The sequence below is a fragment of the Paraburkholderia diazotrophica genome (assembly GCF_900108945.1).
Taxonomy (GTDB): Bacteria; Pseudomonadota; Gammaproteobacteria; order Burkholderiales; family Burkholderiaceae; genus Paraburkholderia; species Paraburkholderia diazotrophica.
On sequence record NZ_FNYE01000011.1, the window covers coordinates 73,108 to 92,371 of the forward strand.

General features: G+C 62.9%; 15 protein-coding genes. 6 read left to right on the top strand and 9 right to left on the bottom strand.

Features of this window, described 5'->3' with window-relative positions:
* Window positions 1-50 precede the first annotated feature (50 nt).
* Together BMW76_RS16075 and BMW76_RS40360 are read right to left on the bottom strand one after the other, a co-directional pair.
* Window positions 51-1,724: a phospholipase C gene (locus tag BMW76_RS16075; RefSeq protein ID WP_090866673.1), complete on the bottom strand. Its 1,674-nt coding sequence runs from the start codon at window positions 1,722-1,724 to the stop codon at window positions 51-53.
* A 492-nt stretch (window positions 1,725-2,216) separates the two neighbouring features.
* On the bottom strand, window positions 2,217-3,182 hold the full coding sequence (locus tag BMW76_RS40360; RefSeq protein WP_143062273.1) for a hypothetical protein: 966 nt from the start codon (window positions 3,180-3,182) through the stop codon (window positions 2,217-2,219).
* Window positions 3,183-3,647: 465 nt separating this feature from the next.
* On the opposite strand from BMW76_RS40360, the gene BMW76_RS16090 reads away from it, so the two are divergent.
* From BMW76_RS16090 to BMW76_RS16100, 3 genes are all read left to right on the top strand, one after another.
* Entirely contained in the window at window positions 3,648-3,968 is a 321-nt protein-coding gene (locus BMW76_RS16090; protein WP_090866680.1) for an HPF/RaiA family ribosome-associated protein, read from the top strand.
* Between the two features lie 133 nt (window positions 3,969-4,101).
* Window positions 4,102-4,752, top strand: a complete 651-nt coding sequence (locus tag BMW76_RS16095) for a BON domain-containing protein (protein ID WP_090866682.1) — start codon at window positions 4,102-4,104, stop codon at window positions 4,750-4,752.
* Window positions 4,753-4,871: 119 nt separating this feature from the next.
* On the top strand, window positions 4,872-5,348 hold the full coding sequence (locus BMW76_RS16100; protein ID WP_090866930.1) for a hypothetical protein: 477 nt from the start codon (window positions 4,872-4,874) through the stop codon (window positions 5,346-5,348).
* Between the two features lie 94 nt (window positions 5,349-5,442).
* Here BMW76_RS16100 and BMW76_RS16105 read toward each other — a convergent pair whose 3' ends face one another.
* Complete coding sequence (locus tag BMW76_RS16105; RefSeq protein ID WP_090866684.1) at window positions 5,443-7,863, bottom strand: penicillin acylase family protein; 2,421 nt, start codon at window positions 7,861-7,863, stop codon at window positions 5,443-5,445.
* A 169-nt stretch (window positions 7,864-8,032) separates the two neighbouring features.
* Window positions 8,033-9,607 (bottom strand): alpha-amylase family glycosyl hydrolase, encoded by a 1,575-nt coding sequence (locus tag BMW76_RS16110; RefSeq protein ID WP_090866686.1) that lies wholly within the window; start codon window positions 9,605-9,607, stop codon window positions 8,033-8,035.
* A 53-nt stretch (window positions 9,608-9,660) separates the two neighbouring features.
* On the opposite strand from BMW76_RS16110, the gene BMW76_RS16115 reads away from it, so the two are divergent.
* Window positions 9,661-11,325, top strand: a complete 1,665-nt coding sequence (locus BMW76_RS16115) for an alpha-amylase family protein (RefSeq protein ID WP_090866688.1) — start codon at window positions 9,661-9,663, stop codon at window positions 11,323-11,325.
* A gap of 4 nt (window positions 11,326-11,329) precedes the next feature.
* Here BMW76_RS16115 and BMW76_RS16120 read toward each other — a convergent pair whose 3' ends face one another.
* The 5 genes from BMW76_RS16120 to BMW76_RS16140 form a co-directional block, all read right to left on the bottom strand.
* Window positions 11,330-12,649: a four-carbon acid sugar kinase family protein gene (locus BMW76_RS16120; RefSeq protein ID WP_090866690.1), complete on the bottom strand. Its 1,320-nt coding sequence runs from the start codon at window positions 12,647-12,649 to the stop codon at window positions 11,330-11,332.
* Window positions 12,646-13,932, bottom strand: coding sequence for a ribulose-bisphosphate carboxylase large subunit family protein (locus BMW76_RS16125; protein WP_090866692.1), 1,287 nt, complete (start codon window positions 13,930-13,932; stop codon window positions 12,646-12,648). The genes BMW76_RS16120 and BMW76_RS16125 overlap by 4 nt, the downstream gene beginning before the upstream one ends.
* Window positions 13,929-14,468, bottom strand: a complete 540-nt coding sequence (locus BMW76_RS16130) for a VOC family protein (RefSeq protein WP_090866694.1) — start codon at window positions 14,466-14,468, stop codon at window positions 13,929-13,931. Before BMW76_RS16130 ends, BMW76_RS16125 begins: the two co-directional genes overlap by 4 nt.
* Window positions 14,469-14,548: 80 nt before the next feature.
* Window positions 14,549-16,459: a TRAP transporter large permease gene (locus BMW76_RS16135; RefSeq protein ID WP_090866696.1), complete on the bottom strand. Its 1,911-nt coding sequence runs from the start codon at window positions 16,457-16,459 to the stop codon at window positions 14,549-14,551.
* A gap of 93 nt (window positions 16,460-16,552) precedes the next feature.
* Complete coding sequence (locus BMW76_RS16140) at window positions 16,553-17,575, bottom strand: TRAP transporter substrate-binding protein (protein WP_090866698.1); 1,023 nt, start codon at window positions 17,573-17,575, stop codon at window positions 16,553-16,555.
* A gap of 206 nt (window positions 17,576-17,781) precedes the next feature.
* Between BMW76_RS16140 and BMW76_RS16145 the strand changes: the two genes are divergently transcribed.
* Both BMW76_RS16145 and BMW76_RS40365 read left to right on the top strand, forming a co-directional pair.
* Window positions 17,782-18,837, top strand: a complete 1,056-nt coding sequence (locus tag BMW76_RS16145) for a LacI family DNA-binding transcriptional regulator (protein WP_090866700.1) — start codon at window positions 17,782-17,784, stop codon at window positions 18,835-18,837.
* Window positions 18,838-18,867: 30 nt separating this feature from the next.
* The gene (locus BMW76_RS40365) at window positions 18,868-19,143 is read left to right on the top strand and encodes a hypothetical protein (RefSeq protein ID WP_143062274.1); all 276 of its coding nucleotides are present in this window, start codon (window positions 18,868-18,870) and stop codon (window positions 19,141-19,143) included.
* The last annotated feature ends 121 nt before the right edge of the window (window positions 19,144-19,264 follow it).

Consider the following 19,264-nt stretch of genomic DNA (forward strand, 5'->3'; position numbering starts at 1 on the left):
GGGGAAGGGCGCACTCCCGTCATGCTTCGATGGTCAGTTGAGTTCGCGCATCAGATCTTCGGCGGCCGCTCGACTTGCACGCCCGTCGTCGGGTCGAGGAAGAGCTTGCGTTGATAGCGGCCGTCGCCACGGCGGTTGAAGTCGAACATGCCCATGATGCTGCCCGCCTTCGCATCGAACGATCCGCCGCCGATGCGTTGTCCATCGAGCCAGTTATCTTCGATGAAGCGCGCAACCGACGACTGATCGATCAGCGTATGGTCGACGAAGTTCTCCTTGGCCCACGGCGAAATCACGACAAACGGAATACGCGTGCCCGGACCGCAGCGGCCGTTCACCGGTTTGCCCTTCACACCATTGTCCGCCGAGCCCGTGCCGCAGATTCCAGCACCGTTCAACTGGTCGGCGACGGAATCGTACGATGCACTCGTCGGCATCGCATAGGCGTGGTCGTACCAGCCGTCGGAGTCATCCCATGCCACGATGACGGCCGTATCGTTCCAGTCCTTTTGCTGCTGCAGGAAGTTGACCACCTTCGTGACGAAAGCCTGCTCGTCGAGCGGATCGGAATAGCCAGCATGGCCGTCCTGGAACGCTGGGGCCTTGAGGAAGCTCACTGCCGGGAAATTGCCTGCGTTCACCGCGTTGAAGAAATCGTCGGTATCGTACTGGTGATTGGCGGGGTCCGCGCTGTGGCTATCCTTCTGCATGCTGTGGCCGATTGCCTGGATCGAACTCGGGCGCAAGTGTTTCGGATTAGCCGTCGACGCGTAGTACTGGAACCAGTTGTGGTGGGGAATATAGTCGGCCGTCGCGGAGCCGACGACCGTCGACAGCGTGCTGCGCTTGCATCCCGTCGTGCCGTTGCTGTTGACTGTCGCGAGGTTGAAGCCGCCCATGAAGCCGCCCCACGTGATGTTGCGCGCGTTCAGCAGGTCGCCGATATTCTTGCCAGTCATCAACGCGGTATCGGTCGTGCTGGAGCAGCTGTCGTAGGCCGGGTCGACGTCATTGATCATCGTGAATCCGTCTTGCCCGTCGTTCACATAGTACGAGCCTGAGGCGGAAGGCTGCTTCGTCGTCAGCACGACCTTCATGCCGTTGGTCTGGCCTGACACCACTTCGAGCGCGCCCGGCGTCGACGGTCCGTAGGTCGACGTATAGGCGTTGTCGCTCATCGCGAATCGTTGCGCGTAGTTCCACAGAGCCGTGATCGTGTTGCCGTCGAAATAGCCCATCACCTGGCCCGTCGTGCCGAATGCGCCGGCACCGCCGCTCGAACCTTTACCCGTGTACTTCGGAAAGAGATCGGCAGCACCGTTGTCGTACGCTTGCTGCTCGGCCGTATAGGCGTGATTCTGGTCGGCAGTGGACGCTTGCGTGCGGTCGAGACGGAACGGATTGGCGGCGCCTGTTCCATTGGCCGTATTCGCGAAGTTCGGGTTGTTCGTGAGCAAGGTGCCGGAGAGACCGTTCACTTGAGGCGTGCCGGGCAGCGCGCGGAATTCGGGCTCACCAGACGGGTTGGTCGCATGCGGATAGGTCGCGAAGTAGTGATCGAACGAAACGTTCTCGCCATAGATCACGACCAGATGCTTGATGGGCGTAGCCGTATGAACTTCGTCCGGCCGGTTTTTGTCATGCTCGTCGGAGGCGCTCCACGCTACTGTCGATGCGAATGCTGCTGCTGTAAGCGAACCAAGTGCTATCTGACGCCATTGCATATCAGGCTCCTGTTTGGATTCGTATTGGCGGTAATGACCGCGGCGCCCGGGCGCAGAGGGAATTAAATCCGCATCACATCGCTGACGCCGTTCGGAGGGGGAAGCTACGCGGCAGTGGGGGTACAGGAAAGCGAAGTCATTAAAGCATCGACGTATGAATGCTGAGCGTCAGAGTCCTTACGGAATATTTTCGCCCCTGAAAATCAGGCGTCGGATTGCGAGTACTCTTTGAGAGGGCGTCGCAAATGAAGCCCTATTAGTCGTTCTTTGACGCCATGCGATGGCTGAATGCGAGGGGCGAATAGATGCGTGCGAGTGTCACTTATTCGATGGTGTGAGTGACAGGCATCGGATACGGGAGTACTTCTGAATGGATGAAGGCGATCCGCTATACCGCTTTATATACATCGCGTAGTTCGCTGGCGTCGCTTTGAATACGCAGACCGAAAACGATATCTGTCCAGTTGGATCGCGGTTGCGTCACCCGTTGTGCTAGCGGCGAATGGTCATGGGTCTCCACTCGGTTTTATCCTTCGGCGGAGTCCAGGTCGCGTCGGCGGAGTCGGGGATGGGTTGATACGCGCCGTTGGCTGTCCGTTCCATAAAGCGGCACCAGTTTTCGGGCACGTCGGGCCAATCGATCTGAAGACAAAAGCGGCCGTCCTCGGTCACGCTCCACTTGCCGCTGGCGCTGTGTGACTGAAGAAAACCGCCGCCCGCCCAGTAAACCGTCAGCGTACCGTCGGGGCCATTGACCCACTGTCTCAGCGCGCCCGACGTGTTCGTCCGCAGTATGGTGGCGCCCCGCATCAACGGAATCAGTTGCTCCCTGGTCAGCCGCGAAAGTTGGCTGGCGCCCTGGCGCGACGCATTACCCGGCTCGGCCGGGTTCAGTGCCGCTGTTGTAGCCGCATTTGTCGATGTACCCGGATTCCCGCCATGTGGCGATGCCGGCGCGGCTGCGCTCGCGACGGCGGCAGAAGATGCAGCGGATGACGCAGGCGCGAGTTTCGCAGCAGGTGCCGCGGATGCGCCGCCCTGTGCGGGCGTGGGCTCGGACGCAGTTGATTGCGCCCCATGCTCGGTTCGTGTGGCGGCGGCCGAGCTGGAAGATGCCTGTGGTTGGCTCGCTGTCGGCTGCACGATCGACGCTGCAGCGGCGGAAGCAGCCTTTGGACCGGGCTTCGGCTTGGCCGTTGCGGCACGATGCTGCTGCTCGGCCTTGCGTTTCTTTTTTGCTTCCTCTTCCTTAGTCTGGGCCTCCTGGTCCAGAACAAAATTCACGCGCTCGATCAGGACGCTCTTACTGGATGGCGTAACCCGGACGCGCCCAGCAGCCAGTTGCCATTGCGGCGGCCACCACACGCGATCATGCTTCGCGACGACCGTCGGGTCGGCACAAAGCAGCGCGAGCAGCCCGGATAGCACGCCCGCACAATTTCGACGAGTGAACTTCATTTGTATCCACCCTCCCGGTCGGCATGGGACGCATGAATTGCCTGCCCGTTGTCGAAAAATATCGCAGGAGTGTGGGTAATGCCAAGCGTTGCTGTTGTCCTCATGCTTCGAAATCGACGGTTCGGGTGGCAAGTGCATCGTGCAGGATGTGCGCCTCTATATGCCGCAAGCCCGCAACGGCAAGCGCACGCCGCAAGCAGCCGCACGCTCGTGAATTCGATGTGGGTGCTTTTCTCTGCTCTTGCGAGCCAAAACGGCTCTTCGCTTTTCGTTGCGCGTCAGCGCAACGTGACGACCCATTGCACAGAAGAGCACCACTTGGAATCGATACGCGCCGGGAAGGAACGCACGCGATTGCACCGATTGACCCAGGTCAACGACGACAGTCCGCGTCACGCGATGATGCGATGAAGGCCTGCGTGTTTCGCAAGCCGCGTCCAACATCGATATCGAACGGAGACGAAGATGGGCATTGGTATGCAGATTGTCTATCTCGGCTTCTGCGGGACGAAGCAGCTGGAATCGGAAGCCGCCGCACAGTTAGTGAGGCTCGATCGCTATAGTGCGCTTATATCGAACTGTCATCTGGCGATCGAAGCGATACGCTCGCAATCGGGAAAGCCGACATACGATGTTCGCCTCGACCTCATCACACCCACGCACGATCTCAAACCCATCGCGCACTACTCGGGCGAGAACGCGGAGGAAGCCATTCGCTGTGCGTTCGACGTCGCAGAGAAAGAACTCCATACAGCAGCCGATGCGTCAGCACAACGACGGCATTGAACTCAGGCATTCGTGCATCGATCGACGCCGCGAACACGCATGCGATTGATCTGCATCAGACGCCCCACCTTGTCGCGGACGGAAGCTCTTCTCATGGTGGTTCATGCGACGATTTGCTTCGAGGAGATGCGCGATGAAAACAGACCGGGAGTTGAAGAACGAAATCGAAGCGGAACTCGATTGGGACCCGGCCGTCACGTCGACGGACATCGGCGTGGAGGTAACGGATCGCGTCGTCACGCTTTCGGGGCATCCGCCGAGCTTTGCGGAAAAGCTCGCAGCAGAAAAGGCCGCGCATCGGGTGGCGGGCGTGAAGGCAGTCGTGGTGGAAATGCAGGTTCACTTGCCGCAAAAAGACGAGCGCACCGATGAAGAAATCGCCAACGCCGTCCACGCGATTCTGCACTGGACGGTCGGCCTGCCGGACGATTCGGTGAAGGTTCAGGTGGAGAAAGGGTGGATCACGCTGAGGGGCACGGTGGATTGGGCGTATCAGAGCCATGTCGCCGCGCGCGCTGTCAGCCATATGCGCGGCGTGCGCGGTGTGCTTAATCGCATCGAAGTGCGCGGCAAGATCGCGTCCGAGGACATCGGCGAAAAGATCGCGCAGGCCATGCAGCGGCATGCCGAACGCGAAGTCAAACACATCGGCATTCATGTCAAGGATGGAATGGTGACGTTGACGGGCAGAGTGGGTTCTTACGCGGAACGCGCTGTCGCGCGAGGAGCCGCCTGGAGCGCGCCCGGCGTGCATGCCGTAGTGGACGATCTCGTTGTCGAATGAGATGTGGCGCTGTCGCGCAGCGACGATTGGGCGGCAGATCAATCGGCGTTCTTCCAGGCGAGGATGCCGTACTCGCGCTTGCTCGCTCATCGCAGCGTTATCTGAAGGTTGAGCTCGATATGAAATTCCTTAATCCGATACTGATTCGACTGTGCGTCGCCTTTGCATTGGGCGTCGCGAGCGTGGCGGCGTCGGCGCAATCGTTGCCGGAGGCGGTGAGCCGAAACGGCGTGCTGTACATGACGGGTGGAATCGGCGAAGACGAGGCGAAGACGTTTCTTGCGCTTGCGCCTCGCTACAGCCTGCGGTTGATGTTGACATCGGGGAAAGGCAATTACCTCGCGGATGTCGACGTGAAAATTGCAACTGTGGACGGCAAGGCCATTCTCGACGCGCGCACCGACGGTCCGTTCCTCTATGTGATGCTGCCCGCCGGGCGCTATCGGATCGTCGCGAATGCGGGGCGCGCGGACGTAGTCAGGCTGGTGGACGTGCCGCGTCGCGGGGGCGTCGATCTGCACGTTTCGCTGCAGGAATCCGTCACGCCCGATGCGGCCGCGATGTGTCCGCGTTGTCGCCCGTCGGCGAAGCTTTAGCGGAGAGATCTAGTGGCGCGCGAGGGACTGGTTTCGCGCGGCCGATCAGTAGCCGGTCGCGCGAACCGCCTGATTGATTTAGCGCGCTAACGTGTCATTGCGTCCGCGTGCCGGGCACGAGATGAATGCGCTTTTCCGTCGCCTTTTCGACGGAGGCGCGGGTATAGAGCAACGGGAAATACTCCCCGTTCAGCCACATCTGCGCAAGGTCGCGATAATGCGGGCTGTCCGGATCACCCGACTCTCCAGGCAGGTTCACTGCACGCGAGTTGTCCCAGTTGCCCACGTCGACGATCACGCGAAACGACGGTCCGTTGGTCTGCCGGAAATCGTTCGCGCGATACGTCGACTGGTTCGGCGTGTACGCGCTGCCGCCTTTGCCGATCGGCCCCACGTTGAGCTTCGCGCGCATGTCGCTATCGACGAGATCGGCGAACGGATGCGCATTGAGGTTGGTCTGCAGCTTGCCCCATCGCCATGCGCCCGCATCCGCGCCTTGCAGACGCACCATTTCGCCATACGCATCGTGCAGGCTCGCGAGCAGCACGGCATCGCGTTTCGCCGGCGCGTTATCGCCGAAGCGCGTCTCGGGATGTTCGAGCGTGTCGAGCATGACGGCCGTGTCGGGCGCGCCGAACGAATCGGCGGCTTCCTTCGGCAATACGGCCTGCTTGAACGCGCGTCCGAGATGATGGCTCAGCCACACTTCTTCGAGCGCCGCCTGGGGGGAATCCGCCCGCATGTGCGCATCCCAACCCTTGAGCATCGAGAGCGCGGCGCGCGTATCGGCGTCCTCGCTCGTAAGCGGTGTAAGCAGCGCGACGAGCCGGCGCGCCGGAATCGATACGTCGTCGTTCTGCAAGCGCTCGCTGTCCTCGATCGATACCTTCGTCAACGCCTTCAGCACTTCGTCGATGCGCTGATGCCGCGACCCGTTGGTCCACTCGAAACCGAGCTTGCGCTCCTTGTACGGATAGCCAGCGGGCAGGTTCATCTCGTTGGACGTCGTGAAGTAGCCGTCGCGCGGATCGAAAGCGGAGGGCATGTCGTCGCGCGGCCAGAATCCCGCCCATTCGTAGCGGCCGTCGCCGGGCACGGGCATCAGGCCATCCCAGTTCGGGCGCCTTGGCGAGAGACCGCTCGGCACCCAGCCGATGTCGCCATGCGTGTCCGCATAGACCTGGTTGACGGTCGGCGCGCCCCATGTCGAAAGATCGCGCTTGAATTGCGTGAAGTTCTTCGCTCGCATGTAGCGCATCGAATCGAAGTACGGCGACATGCCGGGTGCGAGCCATGCCGTGCGCACGGCAAACGCGCGATGCTTCTCGTTCTCGGTATAGATCACGGGGCCGTGCCGCGTGAAGGCCAAGTCCACCTTCACGGGCGGGCCGCCGCGCACAGCGATCATCTCGTGCACGATGCGCATCGGCTCCCAGTGGCCTTTGTAGCGATACTCATGCGGGTTCGCCGGATTCAGCTCGTAGACGTACAGGTCCTCCTGATCGATGTTGAAGATCGTGAGACCGAACGCGATCGTGCCGTTGTGTCCGATCGACACACCGGGCGCCGACGGCTCGCCGCCGCCGATGATATCGAGCGTCGGCGCGCTGACCTGCTGAATGTAGCGCAGGCTCGGCGCCGCGTATGCGCGATGCGGATCGTTGGCCATGATCGCGCGGCCCGTCGCCGATTTGCCCGGCGCGATCACCCAGTTGTTGCTGCCTTCCGTCACCTCTTCGGGATTGTCGGCGGCGGCGATCATCGTGGTCGATGCGTCCGCGCTTTTCAGCGAATCGCGGGTCACGTGCACGCTTTGCGTGGCAAGCGTGAAGACCTTGAGCACATCGTCGGGCAGACACGGATCGAGTCCTTCGGGCATCTGCGGCTGCCACGGCGGCTGCAAACCGAAGCGCACCGAATCCGCGGCAAGCGAGCTCTTGCACGCGACCTTTGCGCGCGCCACTTCGCTCGTCAGATTGCGCGTGAGACCGTGACTGCGGATACGCACGACGTCATCGGCCGACCACTTCGCGGGCCAGTAGCCGACCTTGCGGAACTCGTAAGGCAAGCGGTCCGGATGCGCGGCGAGCCAGTCGATATACGCATTCACGCCCGCAGCGAAACGCATCGCGACGGGCTTCGCATCGGGACCATAGCGTTTCCATTCCGCCGACATGTCCCCGCGATAGAGAAAGAGCCGCGTCGCCTTGTCCTGCTCGACATACGCAGGGCCGAATACTTCGGCCAATTGTCCAAGGCCCCGACGGCGCCACAAGTCGATCTGAAACATGCGGTCGCGCGCCGCGTTGAAACCCTGCACGAAGAATGCGTCGTGCTCGTTATCCGCGAAGATATGCGGTACGCCCCATTTGTCGATCAGGATGTCTGTTGGATGCGTCAGCCCTTCGACAGTGATCGTTTCTTCGGGCGCGGTGTCGGCGCGCGCATGTTGCAAGGGCAATGCGCCAAGCGCCGCGCATGTAAAAACGACTGCGAGAGTGTGTCTTGCCTTCACTTGTTTCCTCCTTATGGTTGGAATGCAATGTCTACTCGAGCGTATCGAATGTACCGGAGTTCTTCGTATTTGCGCTAATGGCGTTTTGCGCTATGCGCGACGAGAGTGCGTTTGCGGGCGCAACATTCTGCGTGAGTGGAGGCGCTGGCGGCAGGACGCCGATAGAAACTCAGAAGGACGCGATAAGCGCTTCGCCGGCCGCAAGCCGATTGGCACCTTCGACAAGCACTTCACCGTCACGGTCCGCAAGCGTCGATAGCAGCACCACGCCCGCGCCTGTTTGCACGGTCGCCTCTTCGACGCCCATGTTCAGCGCGATGAACAGCCGTTGATCGTGGTAGCGCCGTTCATAAGTCAGCACATCGCCGTTTGCGGCGACATGCTCGATCGTGCCCTGCACGAGCGCCGCGTTGTTGCGCCGTAAGATCAACAGGCGGCGATAGAGCGACAACACGCTTGACGCATCGCTGTCCTGGTCGCGCACGCTCGTGGTCGTGGCAATGGGTAGCCACGGCTTGCCACTTGTAAAGGCTGCATTCGGCAGAGAGCTATCCCATTGCATCGGCGTTCGCTCGGGGTCGCGTCCCTGGCCGATGCCGGGTTGCCGGCGCTCGGCCGGGTCCTGAATCTCATCGGGCCCAATGGCGCCGTCCGTCATGCCGATTTCGTCGCCGTAGTAAAGCGTCGGCGTGCCGCGCAGCGTCAGCAGCAACACGGCGGCCACGCGCGCCTGCGCCGTGCCCACGCGCGACGCGACGCGCGGATTGTCGTGATTGCCGAGCACCCAGTTGGGCCATGCGTGCTCGGGCAACGCGCTGTCGTAATCGCGGATCATGCGGGCGATCTCGCCCGCGTTCCAGGCCGCGCTCAGCAACTGGAAATTGAACGGCATGTCCGCGCCATCGCCGTTCGTGCCGTAGTACTTCACCAGTTGCGGGACAGGCAAGTAGATCTCGCCGATCAGCACGCGCTCGCCGTACTCACTGAGCGTCGCGCGCATCGAGCGCACGATTTCATGCACTTCCGGCTGATCCTCGGTGTAAGTCTGCAATAGCCGATGATGGTCGGGAGCACCAGGCCCATACGCGGGATTCAACGGGTTGTCGCGAAACTGCGCGTCCTTGATCAGGAGCCACAGCACGTCGACGCGGAATCCGTCAACGCCCCGATCCAGCCAGAAACGCAGCACATCGTTCATCGCGCGGCGCACTTGCTGGTTGCGCCAGTTCAGGTCGGGCTGTTCGCGCAGGAACGCGTGGTAGTAGTACTGACGCGTATGCTCGTCCCACTCCCACGCGGAGCCGCCCATGCGGCTCAGCCAGTTGTTCGGCGGGCCGCCATCGGGCGCGGGATCGCGCCACAGGTACCAGTCGCGCTTCGGATTGTCGCGTGACGAGCGGCTTTCCTCGAACCACGGATGGCGGTCCGACGAGTGATTCGGCACGAAGTCGAGCAGCACCTTGAGCCCGAGCCGATGTGCGTGGTCCACCAATTGCTTGAAGTCGGTGAGTGTGCCGAACATCGGGTCGATGTTGCAGTAGTCGGCGACGTCGTAGCCGAAGTCGGCCATGGGCGACGGGTAGATCGGCGAGATCCAGACTGCATCGACGCCCAGCGAAACGAGGTAGTCCAGGCGTGCGTCGATGCCGCGCAGATCGCCGATGCCGTCGCCGTTGCTGTCCTGAAACGAGCGCGGATAGATCTGGTAGATCACGCCGCGTTGCCACCACGCCAGCTTCGACATTGCAATTCCTCTCAACGATTGACTGTTCTGGCGACACCCGCGAAGCGAAGCCCATGCTAAACGATCTCTGGTACAAGAACGCGATCATCTATTGCCTGTCGGTGGGCACGTTCATGGACGCGAATGGCGACGGCGTCGGTGACTTTCAGGGTCTCATGCGCCGGCTCGCTTATTTGCAGGGCCTGGGCGTGACGACGATCTGGCTGATGCCGTTTCAGCCATCGCCGGGGCGCGATAACGGCTACGACGTCTCGGACTATTACAACGTCGACCCGAAATATGGCACGCTTGGTGATTTCGCCGAATTCACGCACGCATGCGACGAGCGGGGCATGCGCGTGATCATCGATCTCGTGGTGAATCACACGTCCGACCAGCATCCGTGGTTCAAGGAAGCACGTAGCGATCCCGCTTCGAAATATCGCGACTGGTATGTCTGGTCGGACAGCCAGCCGTCCAATGCGAAAAGCGGTGTGGTATTCCCGGGCGTGCAAAAGTCGACATGGAGTTTCGACAAGCGCGCAAAGCGCTGGTATTTCCATCGCTTCTATGATTTTCAACCGGACCTGAACACGTCCAATCCTTACGTGCAGGCCGAGTTGCTGAAGATCATGGGCTTCTGGATTCAGCTTGGCGTGTCGGGCTTTCGCATGGATGCCGTGCCGTTCGTGATTGCGACGAAGGGCACGAAGGTGCGACGACCCGTCGAGCAATACGACATGCTGCGGACCTTTCGCGAGTTCTTGCAGTGGCGCGAGGGCGACGCGATCATTCTCGCGGAAGCCAATGTGATGCCCGATACGGACCTCGAATACTTTGGCGACGAAGGCGAGCGCCTGCCGATGATGTTCAACTTCCAGCTCAACCAGAACACGTTTTACACGCTCGCGACGGGCGACACGAATCCATTGAAGAAAGCGCTAATCGCGACAAAGCCACGCCCGCCGACTGCGCAATGGGGCGTGTTCCTGCGCAATCACGACGAACTCGATCTGGGGCGCCTCACGCCCGACCAGCGCGCGGCTGTGTTCGCCGAGTTCGCTCCGGAGCCCGACATGCAGCTCTACGGGCGCGGCATTCGCCGCAGACTCGCGCCGATGCTGGCGGGCGACAGACGCCGCCTCGAACTCGCGTACAGCCTGATGCTGACTTTGCCCGGCACGCCCGTGTTCCGTTATGGCGACGAGATCGGCATGGGCGACGACCTGCGCCGGCACGAGCGCGAAAGCACGCGCACGCCGATGCAATGGTCGACGGAACAGCAGGGCGGCTTTACGAAGCATCCGAAGCCGCCCGTCCGCGTGATTTCGGGCGGGGCTTATGGCTTCGAGCGCGTCAATGTGGCGAGCCAGAGACGCGATCCGAATTCGTTTCTGAACTGGATGGAGCGAATGATCCGTATGCGCCGCGAAGTGCCGGAAATCAGTTGGGGCGATTTCGAAGTGCTGCGCACGTCGCGAAACGATGTGTTCGCGCTGCGTTACGACTGGCGCAACAACTCGGTGCTGTGCGTGCATAACTTCGGCGACGAGGCGTGCACCGTGAGATTCCGCTCCGGCTACAACGAAACGGGTGACGACAGGCTGATCAATCTGCTGTCCGACGATCACAGCCACGCGGGCGATGACGGCCGGCATGCCGTCGTGCTCGAGCCTTACGGGTACAGGTGGTATCGCGTCGGCGGACTCGATTATCTGCTGAGGCGCACCGAGGTTTAGATGTTCAGCCCGTGATCAGGCGCTCGAACACATCCGTGCCGCCCATCTGCCCGCCCTTGAACATGATTTCGGTGCCGTCGAGCGAAGGCTCGTCTGCATGCAGGCGGCAGACTGTGACGCCCGTTGTCAGCGGCGCGCGATACGAAAGGCCCCATGCGTCGAGCGCCTGCGCCGCGTGGCTCGACGTATCGCCGCCCGCAATGCCGATGCGCCGGGGGCGCGCAGCCCGGACCACCTCGCGCAGCAGCGCTGCCGTCGCGTGCGCGGTCTGCACGCGGCTTGCGTCGTTTTGATTGTGCGCACGCCGCGTGAAGGCGAGCACATGCCGGCCTTCGCGCAACATATCGACGATAGGTGCAGCGTCGAATCGCAACGTGTCGCCGTCGCGCCCGAGCGGATCGAGTTCGATCTTCCAGTACGAGTGAGCGGCTTCGATCTGCGCGGCCGTCAACGGGGACAGGCTGCCCGCGAGCGCGAACACCGGGCCTTGCGCGCGGCCGAGCGCTTGCGATGCGGTATCCGCATGCAATACATCCGAAGCCGCTGAAGGCACCGCGGCACACCATGCCTGCGCGACGCTGCTCGCGCCAACGGCAAGCATCGGCGCATGGCGAGAGCGTTTATCGATCAGCCGGCCGATCGTCGCGAGGTCATCGTCACGCAGCACGTCGAACAGTATCGCGGACGCGCCCGCCGACAGCTTCGCATCGACCATTGCATCCACTTCGTCAAACGGCAATGCGTATGCGCGCCAGTCCATCAGCGCCACGTCGCGCATGCTCTGCCGTTCGAGATGCACGCGCAGATCGGCTTCGTTCATCGGCGTGACGGGATGGCGGCTCATCGTCGGATGGCGGTCGATCCGATGGACTTCGTGCGTACTGTGCGTACTGCTTCCCGCGGCCGCAAACAGTTGGCCGAACGCGCAGTAGCGCAGCAATCCAGGCTGACCGCCGACGATGGGCACGAACGGATTCGCAAAATGGCGGCGCAGCGTAGCAATGGCCGTCGCGATGTTGCCGGTTTGCGGCGCGCTGTCGAATGTCGAGCAGACCTTGTAGTGCATCACGCGCACGCCGAGCGCGGCGAAGCATGCGCCGACACGCGCGAGTTCGTCGGCCATTGCGGCGGGGGACATCGCGCGCGCCGCACCCGCCATGCCGATCGCGTCGAGCGGGCCCACGCTGTCGAGGCGCGCGCGAGTCGGCGGCGCGAGAAACAGCAGCGTCCGCAGACGGGCGCGGGCGAGATGCGCGAGCGTATCCGTCGCGCCCGTGAAGTCGTCGCCGTAGAAGCCGTACGGCGCGGCGCTCGATGCGCTCATGTGCGCGCACCGAAGAACGCGAGCGCGGCGCGCAGTTCCGGCGCGTGGGCCGCATGGTCGTGCAGCGGCGTGCCGGATTGCACAGCGTCCCACGCCTGGCGAACGCTGCGCACGCCGGCCGCCGGTCCGTCCGGATGCGCGAGAATGCCGCCGCCCGACATGAAAAGCAGATCCGCGCTGCCGGTCGCAGCGAACGTCGCGGGCACGGTGCCCGCCCATTGGCCGGACGAAAACGCGGGCAGCACGCAATCGTCGAGACGCTCGGCGAGAGGCGTCGCGCAATCGCGCGCCGACTCGGTCACTTCCGTATCGCTTTGCGCGAACTTGCCTGCGAGCCCATGCACATGCATGTGATCCACGCCCGCGAGCCGCCACAACGTCTGATACGCGTGAAAGCCGATGCCGAGCGCCGCATCGCGCGACATCATGCCGAAGCCGTTGCGATGCGCGTGCAGAACAAGGGGCGTCGAGCGGCGCAGCGTCTGGATCGCAGAGAACCCGCACCAGTTGATGCTCGCCATCACGCAGTCGCCTTGCTCGCGCTCGACCAGTTCCGCGTGACGCCGCATCGCATCGGTATCGTCGGTGATGTTGAACGCGACCATCACGCGCTTGCCCGTGCGCTCGCGAAACGCGCGGACTTCGCGCATCACGGCGCGAACACGTTGATCGAGGGGCGCATGCGATGGATTCGCGCAGACTTCATCGTCCTTGATGAAATCGACGCCCGCCTCGCATAGCGTGCGCACCAGATGCGCGGTCTCTTGCGTCGACAGCCCGACGTTGGGCTTGATGATCGTGCCGACCATCGGCCCTTGCTGGACGCCCGTCAGCCGCCGCGTGCCAGCGACGCCGTGCGCGGGCAGATCGAAGCGCTCGCGATACGCACGCGGCACGCGCAGCGACAGCAGCCGCATGCCCGTCACTTCCCCGAGATCGTAGAGATTGCCGGCGACCGTCGCGGCAAGCGTCGGCAGATTGGCGCCGATGTTCGCAACGGGAAACGACAGCGTCACGCGTGCGCGCCTGAACGGCCCATTCACGCGCTGCCGCGTGAGCCATGCACTCGGCAGCGATGCGTGAGGTACGGGCTCCCGTTCGTCGATGCGCAGCACGCTTGCACGGCTGCGCGCGCGCAGTTCGTCGCTTTCGCCGGCGACGCGCACGAACGTGCCGCTCGACTGCTCGCCCGCCATTGTCTCCGCGACTTTCGCGAGATCGAGCGGCGTCTCGATCAGATAATCGGCTTCGATGCTGTCGTCGCGTGATGAAGGCGCGCTCATAGCGTGCCCAGATCGGGAAACGGACGCACGGCATCGCGGCCGTCCCAGTTCAGCGACGCCTCGCGGATCATGTCGAAGAGCTTGCCTTTCGGGCCCGCGATCTCTGACAGCTCGATCACCGTGCCCGGATGCTGCTCCGTGTCGAAGTAGACGAAGCGTCCGTTCTTGCCGACGTTGCCGCTCATCGCCACCGTAAAGCCCTGTTTCAGCAGACGTTCGAGGTCGGCGTCGAACGAAGTGGTCCAGTATGCGTTGTGTTGCAAACCCGTATGGCCCGCTGCGAGAAAGTCGCGATACATCGACGGCGCGTCGTTGCGCGTCTGGATCAGCTCGACCTGCAAATCGCCGGAGTTTGCGAGCGCAACCGAGTTGTGGACCTCGTAGCGTTCGCCGCGATAGCGATAATCCTCGATGGGCACGCGTTCGTTATAGAACCACGGACCGACGCCGAGCACGCGGCTCCAGTGGTCCATCGCCGCTTCGATGTCGCGCACGACATAACCGGCCTGACGGATCTCGCCGAAAAAACGACTCATGAATACACTCCCAATGCCAGAGAAGGGATGGCGATGAAACTGCGAAACGGTTGATGCGAACAGTCGGGAAAGACAGGCGCTCAGAGAAAGCCCGTCGATATCCACGGCACGAACGCGACGAGAATCAGCCCGAGCGCGAGCGCGCTCATATAGCCGACGATGGGCCGCATGCCGGCATCGGGATTGATGCGGCTCACGGCACACGCCGAGTAATAGCCGACGCCGAACGGCGGCGAGAACAGCCCGACGCCCATCGAGAGAATCACGACGATCGCGTAATGCACTTCGTTGACGCCGGCGGCGCGCGCAATCGGAAAGAGCAGGGGGCCGAACAGCACGATTGCGGGAATGCCTTCGAGCACGCTTCCTAGCACGATGAAGACGACGATCGACAGCGCGAGAAAACTCGATGAGCCGCCGGGCAGCGATGTCATTAGCGACGCGAGATCCTGCGAGAACCCCGACTGCGTGAGTGCCCAGGCCATCGCCGTCGCGCAGCCGATGATGAAGATGATCGCGCCCGACAACGTCGCCGCGTCGATCAGCATGCGCGGCAGACGCGACCACGCGAAGCGCCGGTAAACGAAGAGGCCGATCAGCACCGAGTAGGCAATGCCGATCGTCGATACTTCCGTCGCCGTCGCGATGCCTTCGACGACCGCGCCGCGAATCACGAACGGCAGCGCGAGCGCGGGGAACGCGGCGATGAACATGCGGCCGATCTCGCGCCCGTTGAAGCGCTGCGCGCGGCTCAGGTCTTCCTTGCGATAGCGCAGCCACACGACGAAGCACAACATCAGCGCGAGCACCAGCGCGGGCAGCATGCCCGCCGTGAAGAGCGCGGAGATCGACAGGCCCGTGACCGAGCCGATCGTGATCAGCACGATGCTGGGCGGCACGGTTTCCGTCTGCGCGCCCGCCGTCGACAGCAGCGCGACGAGATCGCCTTCGTCCGCGCCGCGCCGCTTCATTTCGGGGAACAGCACGGGCGCGATCGCGGCCATGTCGGCGACCTTCGAGCCCGAGATGCCCGACACCAGATACATCGTGCCGATCAGCACATACGACAGCCCGCCGCGCACATGGCCGACGAGGCTCGCGAGAAACTGGATCATCGCGCGCGCCATGCCCGTCATCTCGATCATCAGGCCGAGGAATACGAACAGCGGCACCGCGAGCAGCACCAGATGCGACATGCCTTCGTCCATGCGGCCGACGATCACTTCGAGCGGCGTATCCGTCGTGAGGCTCAGATAGCCGAACGTCGCGAGCGCGAACGAAAAGCAGATCGGCACGCCGGAGAAGATGCCGATTGCGACGACACCGACGAAGAAGATCAGCAGGTTCGCCTTGCCGAGATCGGGCAGCGCGGGCGCGGCCCACGCGATGGCGCCCGCCACGACGCCGACGAACGCGAGCGCAATCGCGATGTCGCGCATGCGGCCCACCTGCGCGAGCCGTATCAGCCCGACGAGCAGCATCAGCGCCGCGCCGACGGGCAGCGCGAACGCGCGCCATGCATCGCTGATCTGCAAGGCGGGCGTGAGGATCACGGTCTCGGCGGCGGCGAAGTCGTACGCGGGCCACAGCACGAGCGCGAGCAGCGCAATCGACAGCACGATCGCGAGCGTATCGACGAGCGCACGCCGCTGCGGCGACAGGCGGCTGACGAAGGCCGTCATCCGCATGTGCTCGCCGCGCCGCAGCGCCAACACTGCGCCGAGCATCGACATCCAAAGGAACAGCATGCCCGCCAGTTCGTCCGACCACACGAGCGGCTGATGCAGCGCGTAGCGGAACACGACGCCCGCCAGCAGCACGACGATTTCGACAGCGAGCAGCAGCGCGCACGCGCATTCGACGAGTGCGATCAACGCGCGGTCGAAGTGGCGCAGCCAGCGCCTCGGGCCGCTTGCGGCGAGCGCCGTGTCGAACGATGAAGCGGCCGTGGCATCGGCGATGGCTGCATGCGGCAGCGCCTGATCCGTCATGTCGATCTCCCCAGTCCGCGATGCGCGCGGCACGTTACGCCCCAGCACGTGCCGCGCGGCGTCGCGCGCGAAGTTGCGCGAGCGTGCGTGAATTCAAGCGAGCTTGCCCGTGTAGCTTTCCAGCAGCGACCACGCTTCGTTGCCGAAGCGGCCCTTCCAGTCGGAATAGAAGTTCGCTTGCCGCAGCGCGGCGCGGAACGTGTCGGGCGAAGGCCGGTTGATCGACAGTCCCTTGCCTTGCAGATCGGCGACGGCGGCGTCGTTGAGCTTGCGCACGTCGTCGCGCTGGCGCAGTGCCGCCTGGTTGAACGCATCGGACGTGATGCCTTGCAGTTCTTTCGGCAGCTTCTGCCACGCGCGCTGGTTCAGCACGAACCAGAAGCCGTCCCAGATGTGATTCGTCAGCGAGCAGTACTTCTGCACTTCGTACAGCTTCGCCACCTGCACGATAGGCAGCGGGTTTTCCTGCGCATCGACGATATGCGTCTGCAGCGACGAATAGACCTCGCTGAACTGCAGGCTCGTCGGCGCTGCGCCCAGGCCCTTGAACATGTCGATGCTCAGCGGACTGACGGGCACGCGGATCTTCAGGCCGCGCATGTCCGACGCGTTCGCGATTGCGCGCGAACTGGACGTGGTCTCGCGAAAGCCGTTGTCCCACATCTTTTCGAACGACTCGAGACCGGCTTTCGCCATCGCCGCGCGCACATACGCACCGACCTTGCCGTCCATCGCGCTCCACACCTGCGAGTAGTCGTTGAATGCGAAACCGATTGCGTTGATCGCGGCAACGGGCGCGAGCGTCGACACGACGAGCGCCGACGGCGTGAACATTTCGATGCCGCCGCTGCGCACCTGCGCGAGCATGTCGGTATCGCCGCCTAGCTGATTGTTCGGGAAGATGCGGATTTCCATCCGACCTTTGGACTGCTCCTTCACCTGGTCCGCCGCTTCTTTCGCGCGAACGTTGAGGGGGTGCGTGAGCGGCAGGTTGTTGCCGTACTTGAACACGTACTGTGGCGCAGCGGCACGGACGATGGCGGGAAAGCCCAGCGCACCGGCGACGGGCGCGGCCGCCGCGGCGCGCAGCAGCGAGCGCCTGACAAGGTTGGTCATTCGAATGTCTCCAGGTTTTGTTTGTGTGTGCCGCTGTGGCATCATGCTCAATCAAAAACCATCACGATCCGCACAGGCGCCAATGCGTCTTTTTGGTTACGCTCTGTGCTGTCTGCATGATGTTGCTGCAAGACTAGGGACGGCCACTCGCCGTGTCAAACCACAATCCTGATTGTTTTTGATGGATTACGCCCTCAGAAATCAGCATGGCTGACGCGCCCATTCCTCTTTTTCCGCCGCGCGCGCGGATCGCCGACATCGCCGCTGCGGCGGGTGTTTCGACGGCGACCGTCGATCGCGTATTGAACGGCCGCGACGGCGTGCGGCCGATGACGGCGCGTCGCGTGATGCAGGCCGCCGCGCAGGCGGGCTATGTGATCGACGCGCCGGCGCCCGAGACCCAAGCCGCGCGGCCATTGAAGATCGAGTTTCTGGTGCCGGCCGGCACGAACCGCTATCTGCGCATGCTCGGCGATTACATCGAGTTCGCGCACAACCAGTGGGCCGCACAAGGCATGCGCTGCCGCGTGCATTACGTGGAGAGCTTCAACCCGAATGAACTGGCCGCGCGTCTGTTGCACTATGGCCAGCGCGCGGATGGCGTGGTGTTCATGGCGCTCGAACATCCCGTCGTCCGCGATGCCGTGAACGCGCTCGCGGAACAGAACGTGCCCGCGATCACGCTGATTTCCGACCTGTCGAATTCACGCAGGCTCGCTTATGTCGGCATCGACAACCGTTCGGCGGGACGCACGGCGGCGCTGCTGCTGGGACGCTTCATGGGACCGCGTCCGTCGGGCAAGATCGCGATGCTTGCGGGCAGCCTCAACTATCGCGGGCACGAGGAGCGCGAGATCGGTTTTTTGCATCTGATCGAATCGACGTTTCCGCAGGTGAAGGTGATCGGGCTGCGCGAAGGGCAGGACGACAGCGAACGCAACTACGTGCAGACGCGCAATCTGATCGCGCAGCATCCGGACCTTGCCGGGATTTACAACAGCGGCGGCGGCTCGGATGGCGTCGCGCGCGCAATCATCGAGGCAAAGACCGAGCAGAAGATTCTCTTCGTCGGACATGGACTCACGCCCGATACGCGCGCATTGCTGATCGACGGGACAATGGACGCGCTCATCACACAGACGCCGCAATCGATGGTCGGCAACGCCCTGAAAATTTTCCGTAACGTGCACGAAGGCCGCGATGCGCTCGATGGCGTGAAGCCCGTGCAGTTCAGCATCGTGTTGCGCGAGAATCTTCCCTGAAGCAAGCTTCAGCGCAGAGGAGAGGCCGCCATGCAATCGGGTTATGCCGTCGCCGCCGTCGCGTCTGCTTTGGTCGTCATATACGTTCATGCAACCATCCCGCGCTATACGTTGAGGGGATCGAGAAGCGTGATCGCTCATTTGTCGCTGGCAGTCGTGGGCATTCTTTTCGGTGCGGTCAGCGCGATGGTATTCGGGTCGGTTGCTTCGCCGTGGCTCGTGCTGGTCGTCGGATTCGGCGTGGTTCATGTCCCGGCGGCGTGCGTACTCGCCATTAAACATCTACGCCATTCAGGAAAAAGCTGAGCGGTACGGCTGCGGAAAAGCTTGCCGAATCGACGAATGCGTACACGAGCGCAGCCCGTCGCGTGGCCGTGAAAATGAAAAATTCCACATTGCCGCCTATGATACGAAGGTCCGACGCGGC

Coding starts and splice junctions, on each gene's coding strand:
- BMW76_RS16075 (WP_090866673.1), bottom strand. CDS start 1,724: ATGCAATGGCGTCAGATAGCACTTGGTTCGCTTACAGCAGCAGCATTC.
- BMW76_RS40360 (WP_143062273.1), bottom strand. CDS start 3,182: ATGAAGTTCACTCGTCGAAATTGTGCGGGCGTGCTATCCGGGCTGCTC.
- BMW76_RS16090 (WP_090866680.1), top strand. CDS start 3,648: ATGGGCATTGGTATGCAGATTGTCTATCTCGGCTTCTGCGGGACGAAG.
- BMW76_RS16095 (WP_090866682.1), top strand. CDS start 4,102: ATGAAAACAGACCGGGAGTTGAAGAACGAAATCGAAGCGGAACTCGAT.
- BMW76_RS16100 (WP_090866930.1), top strand. CDS start 4,872: ATGAAATTCCTTAATCCGATACTGATTCGACTGTGCGTCGCCTTTGCA.
- BMW76_RS16110 (WP_090866686.1), bottom strand. CDS start 9,607: ATGTCGAAGCTGGCGTGGTGGCAACGCGGCGTGATCTACCAGATCTAT.
- BMW76_RS16115 (WP_090866688.1), top strand. CDS start 9,661: ATGCTAAACGATCTCTGGTACAAGAACGCGATCATCTATTGCCTGTCG.
- BMW76_RS16120 (WP_090866690.1), bottom strand. CDS start 12,649: ATGAGCGCATCGAGCGCCGCGCCGTACGGCTTCTACGGCGACGACTTC.
- BMW76_RS16125 (WP_090866692.1), bottom strand. CDS start 13,932: ATGAGCGCGCCTTCATCACGCGACGACAGCATCGAAGCCGATTATCTG.
- BMW76_RS16130 (WP_090866694.1), bottom strand. CDS start 14,468: ATGAGTCGTTTTTTCGGCGAGATCCGTCAGGCCGGTTATGTCGTGCGC.
- BMW76_RS16135 (WP_090866696.1), bottom strand. CDS start 16,459: ATGACGGATCAGGCGCTGCCGCATGCAGCCATCGCCGATGCCACGGCC.
- BMW76_RS16140 (WP_090866698.1), bottom strand. CDS start 17,575: ATGACCAACCTTGTCAGGCGCTCGCTGCTGCGCGCCGCGGCGGCCGCG.
- BMW76_RS16145 (WP_090866700.1), top strand. CDS start 17,782: ATGGCTGACGCGCCCATTCCTCTTTTTCCGCCGCGCGCGCGGATCGCC.
- BMW76_RS40365 (WP_143062274.1), top strand. CDS start 18,868: ATGCAATCGGGTTATGCCGTCGCCGCCGTCGCGTCTGCTTTGGTCGTC.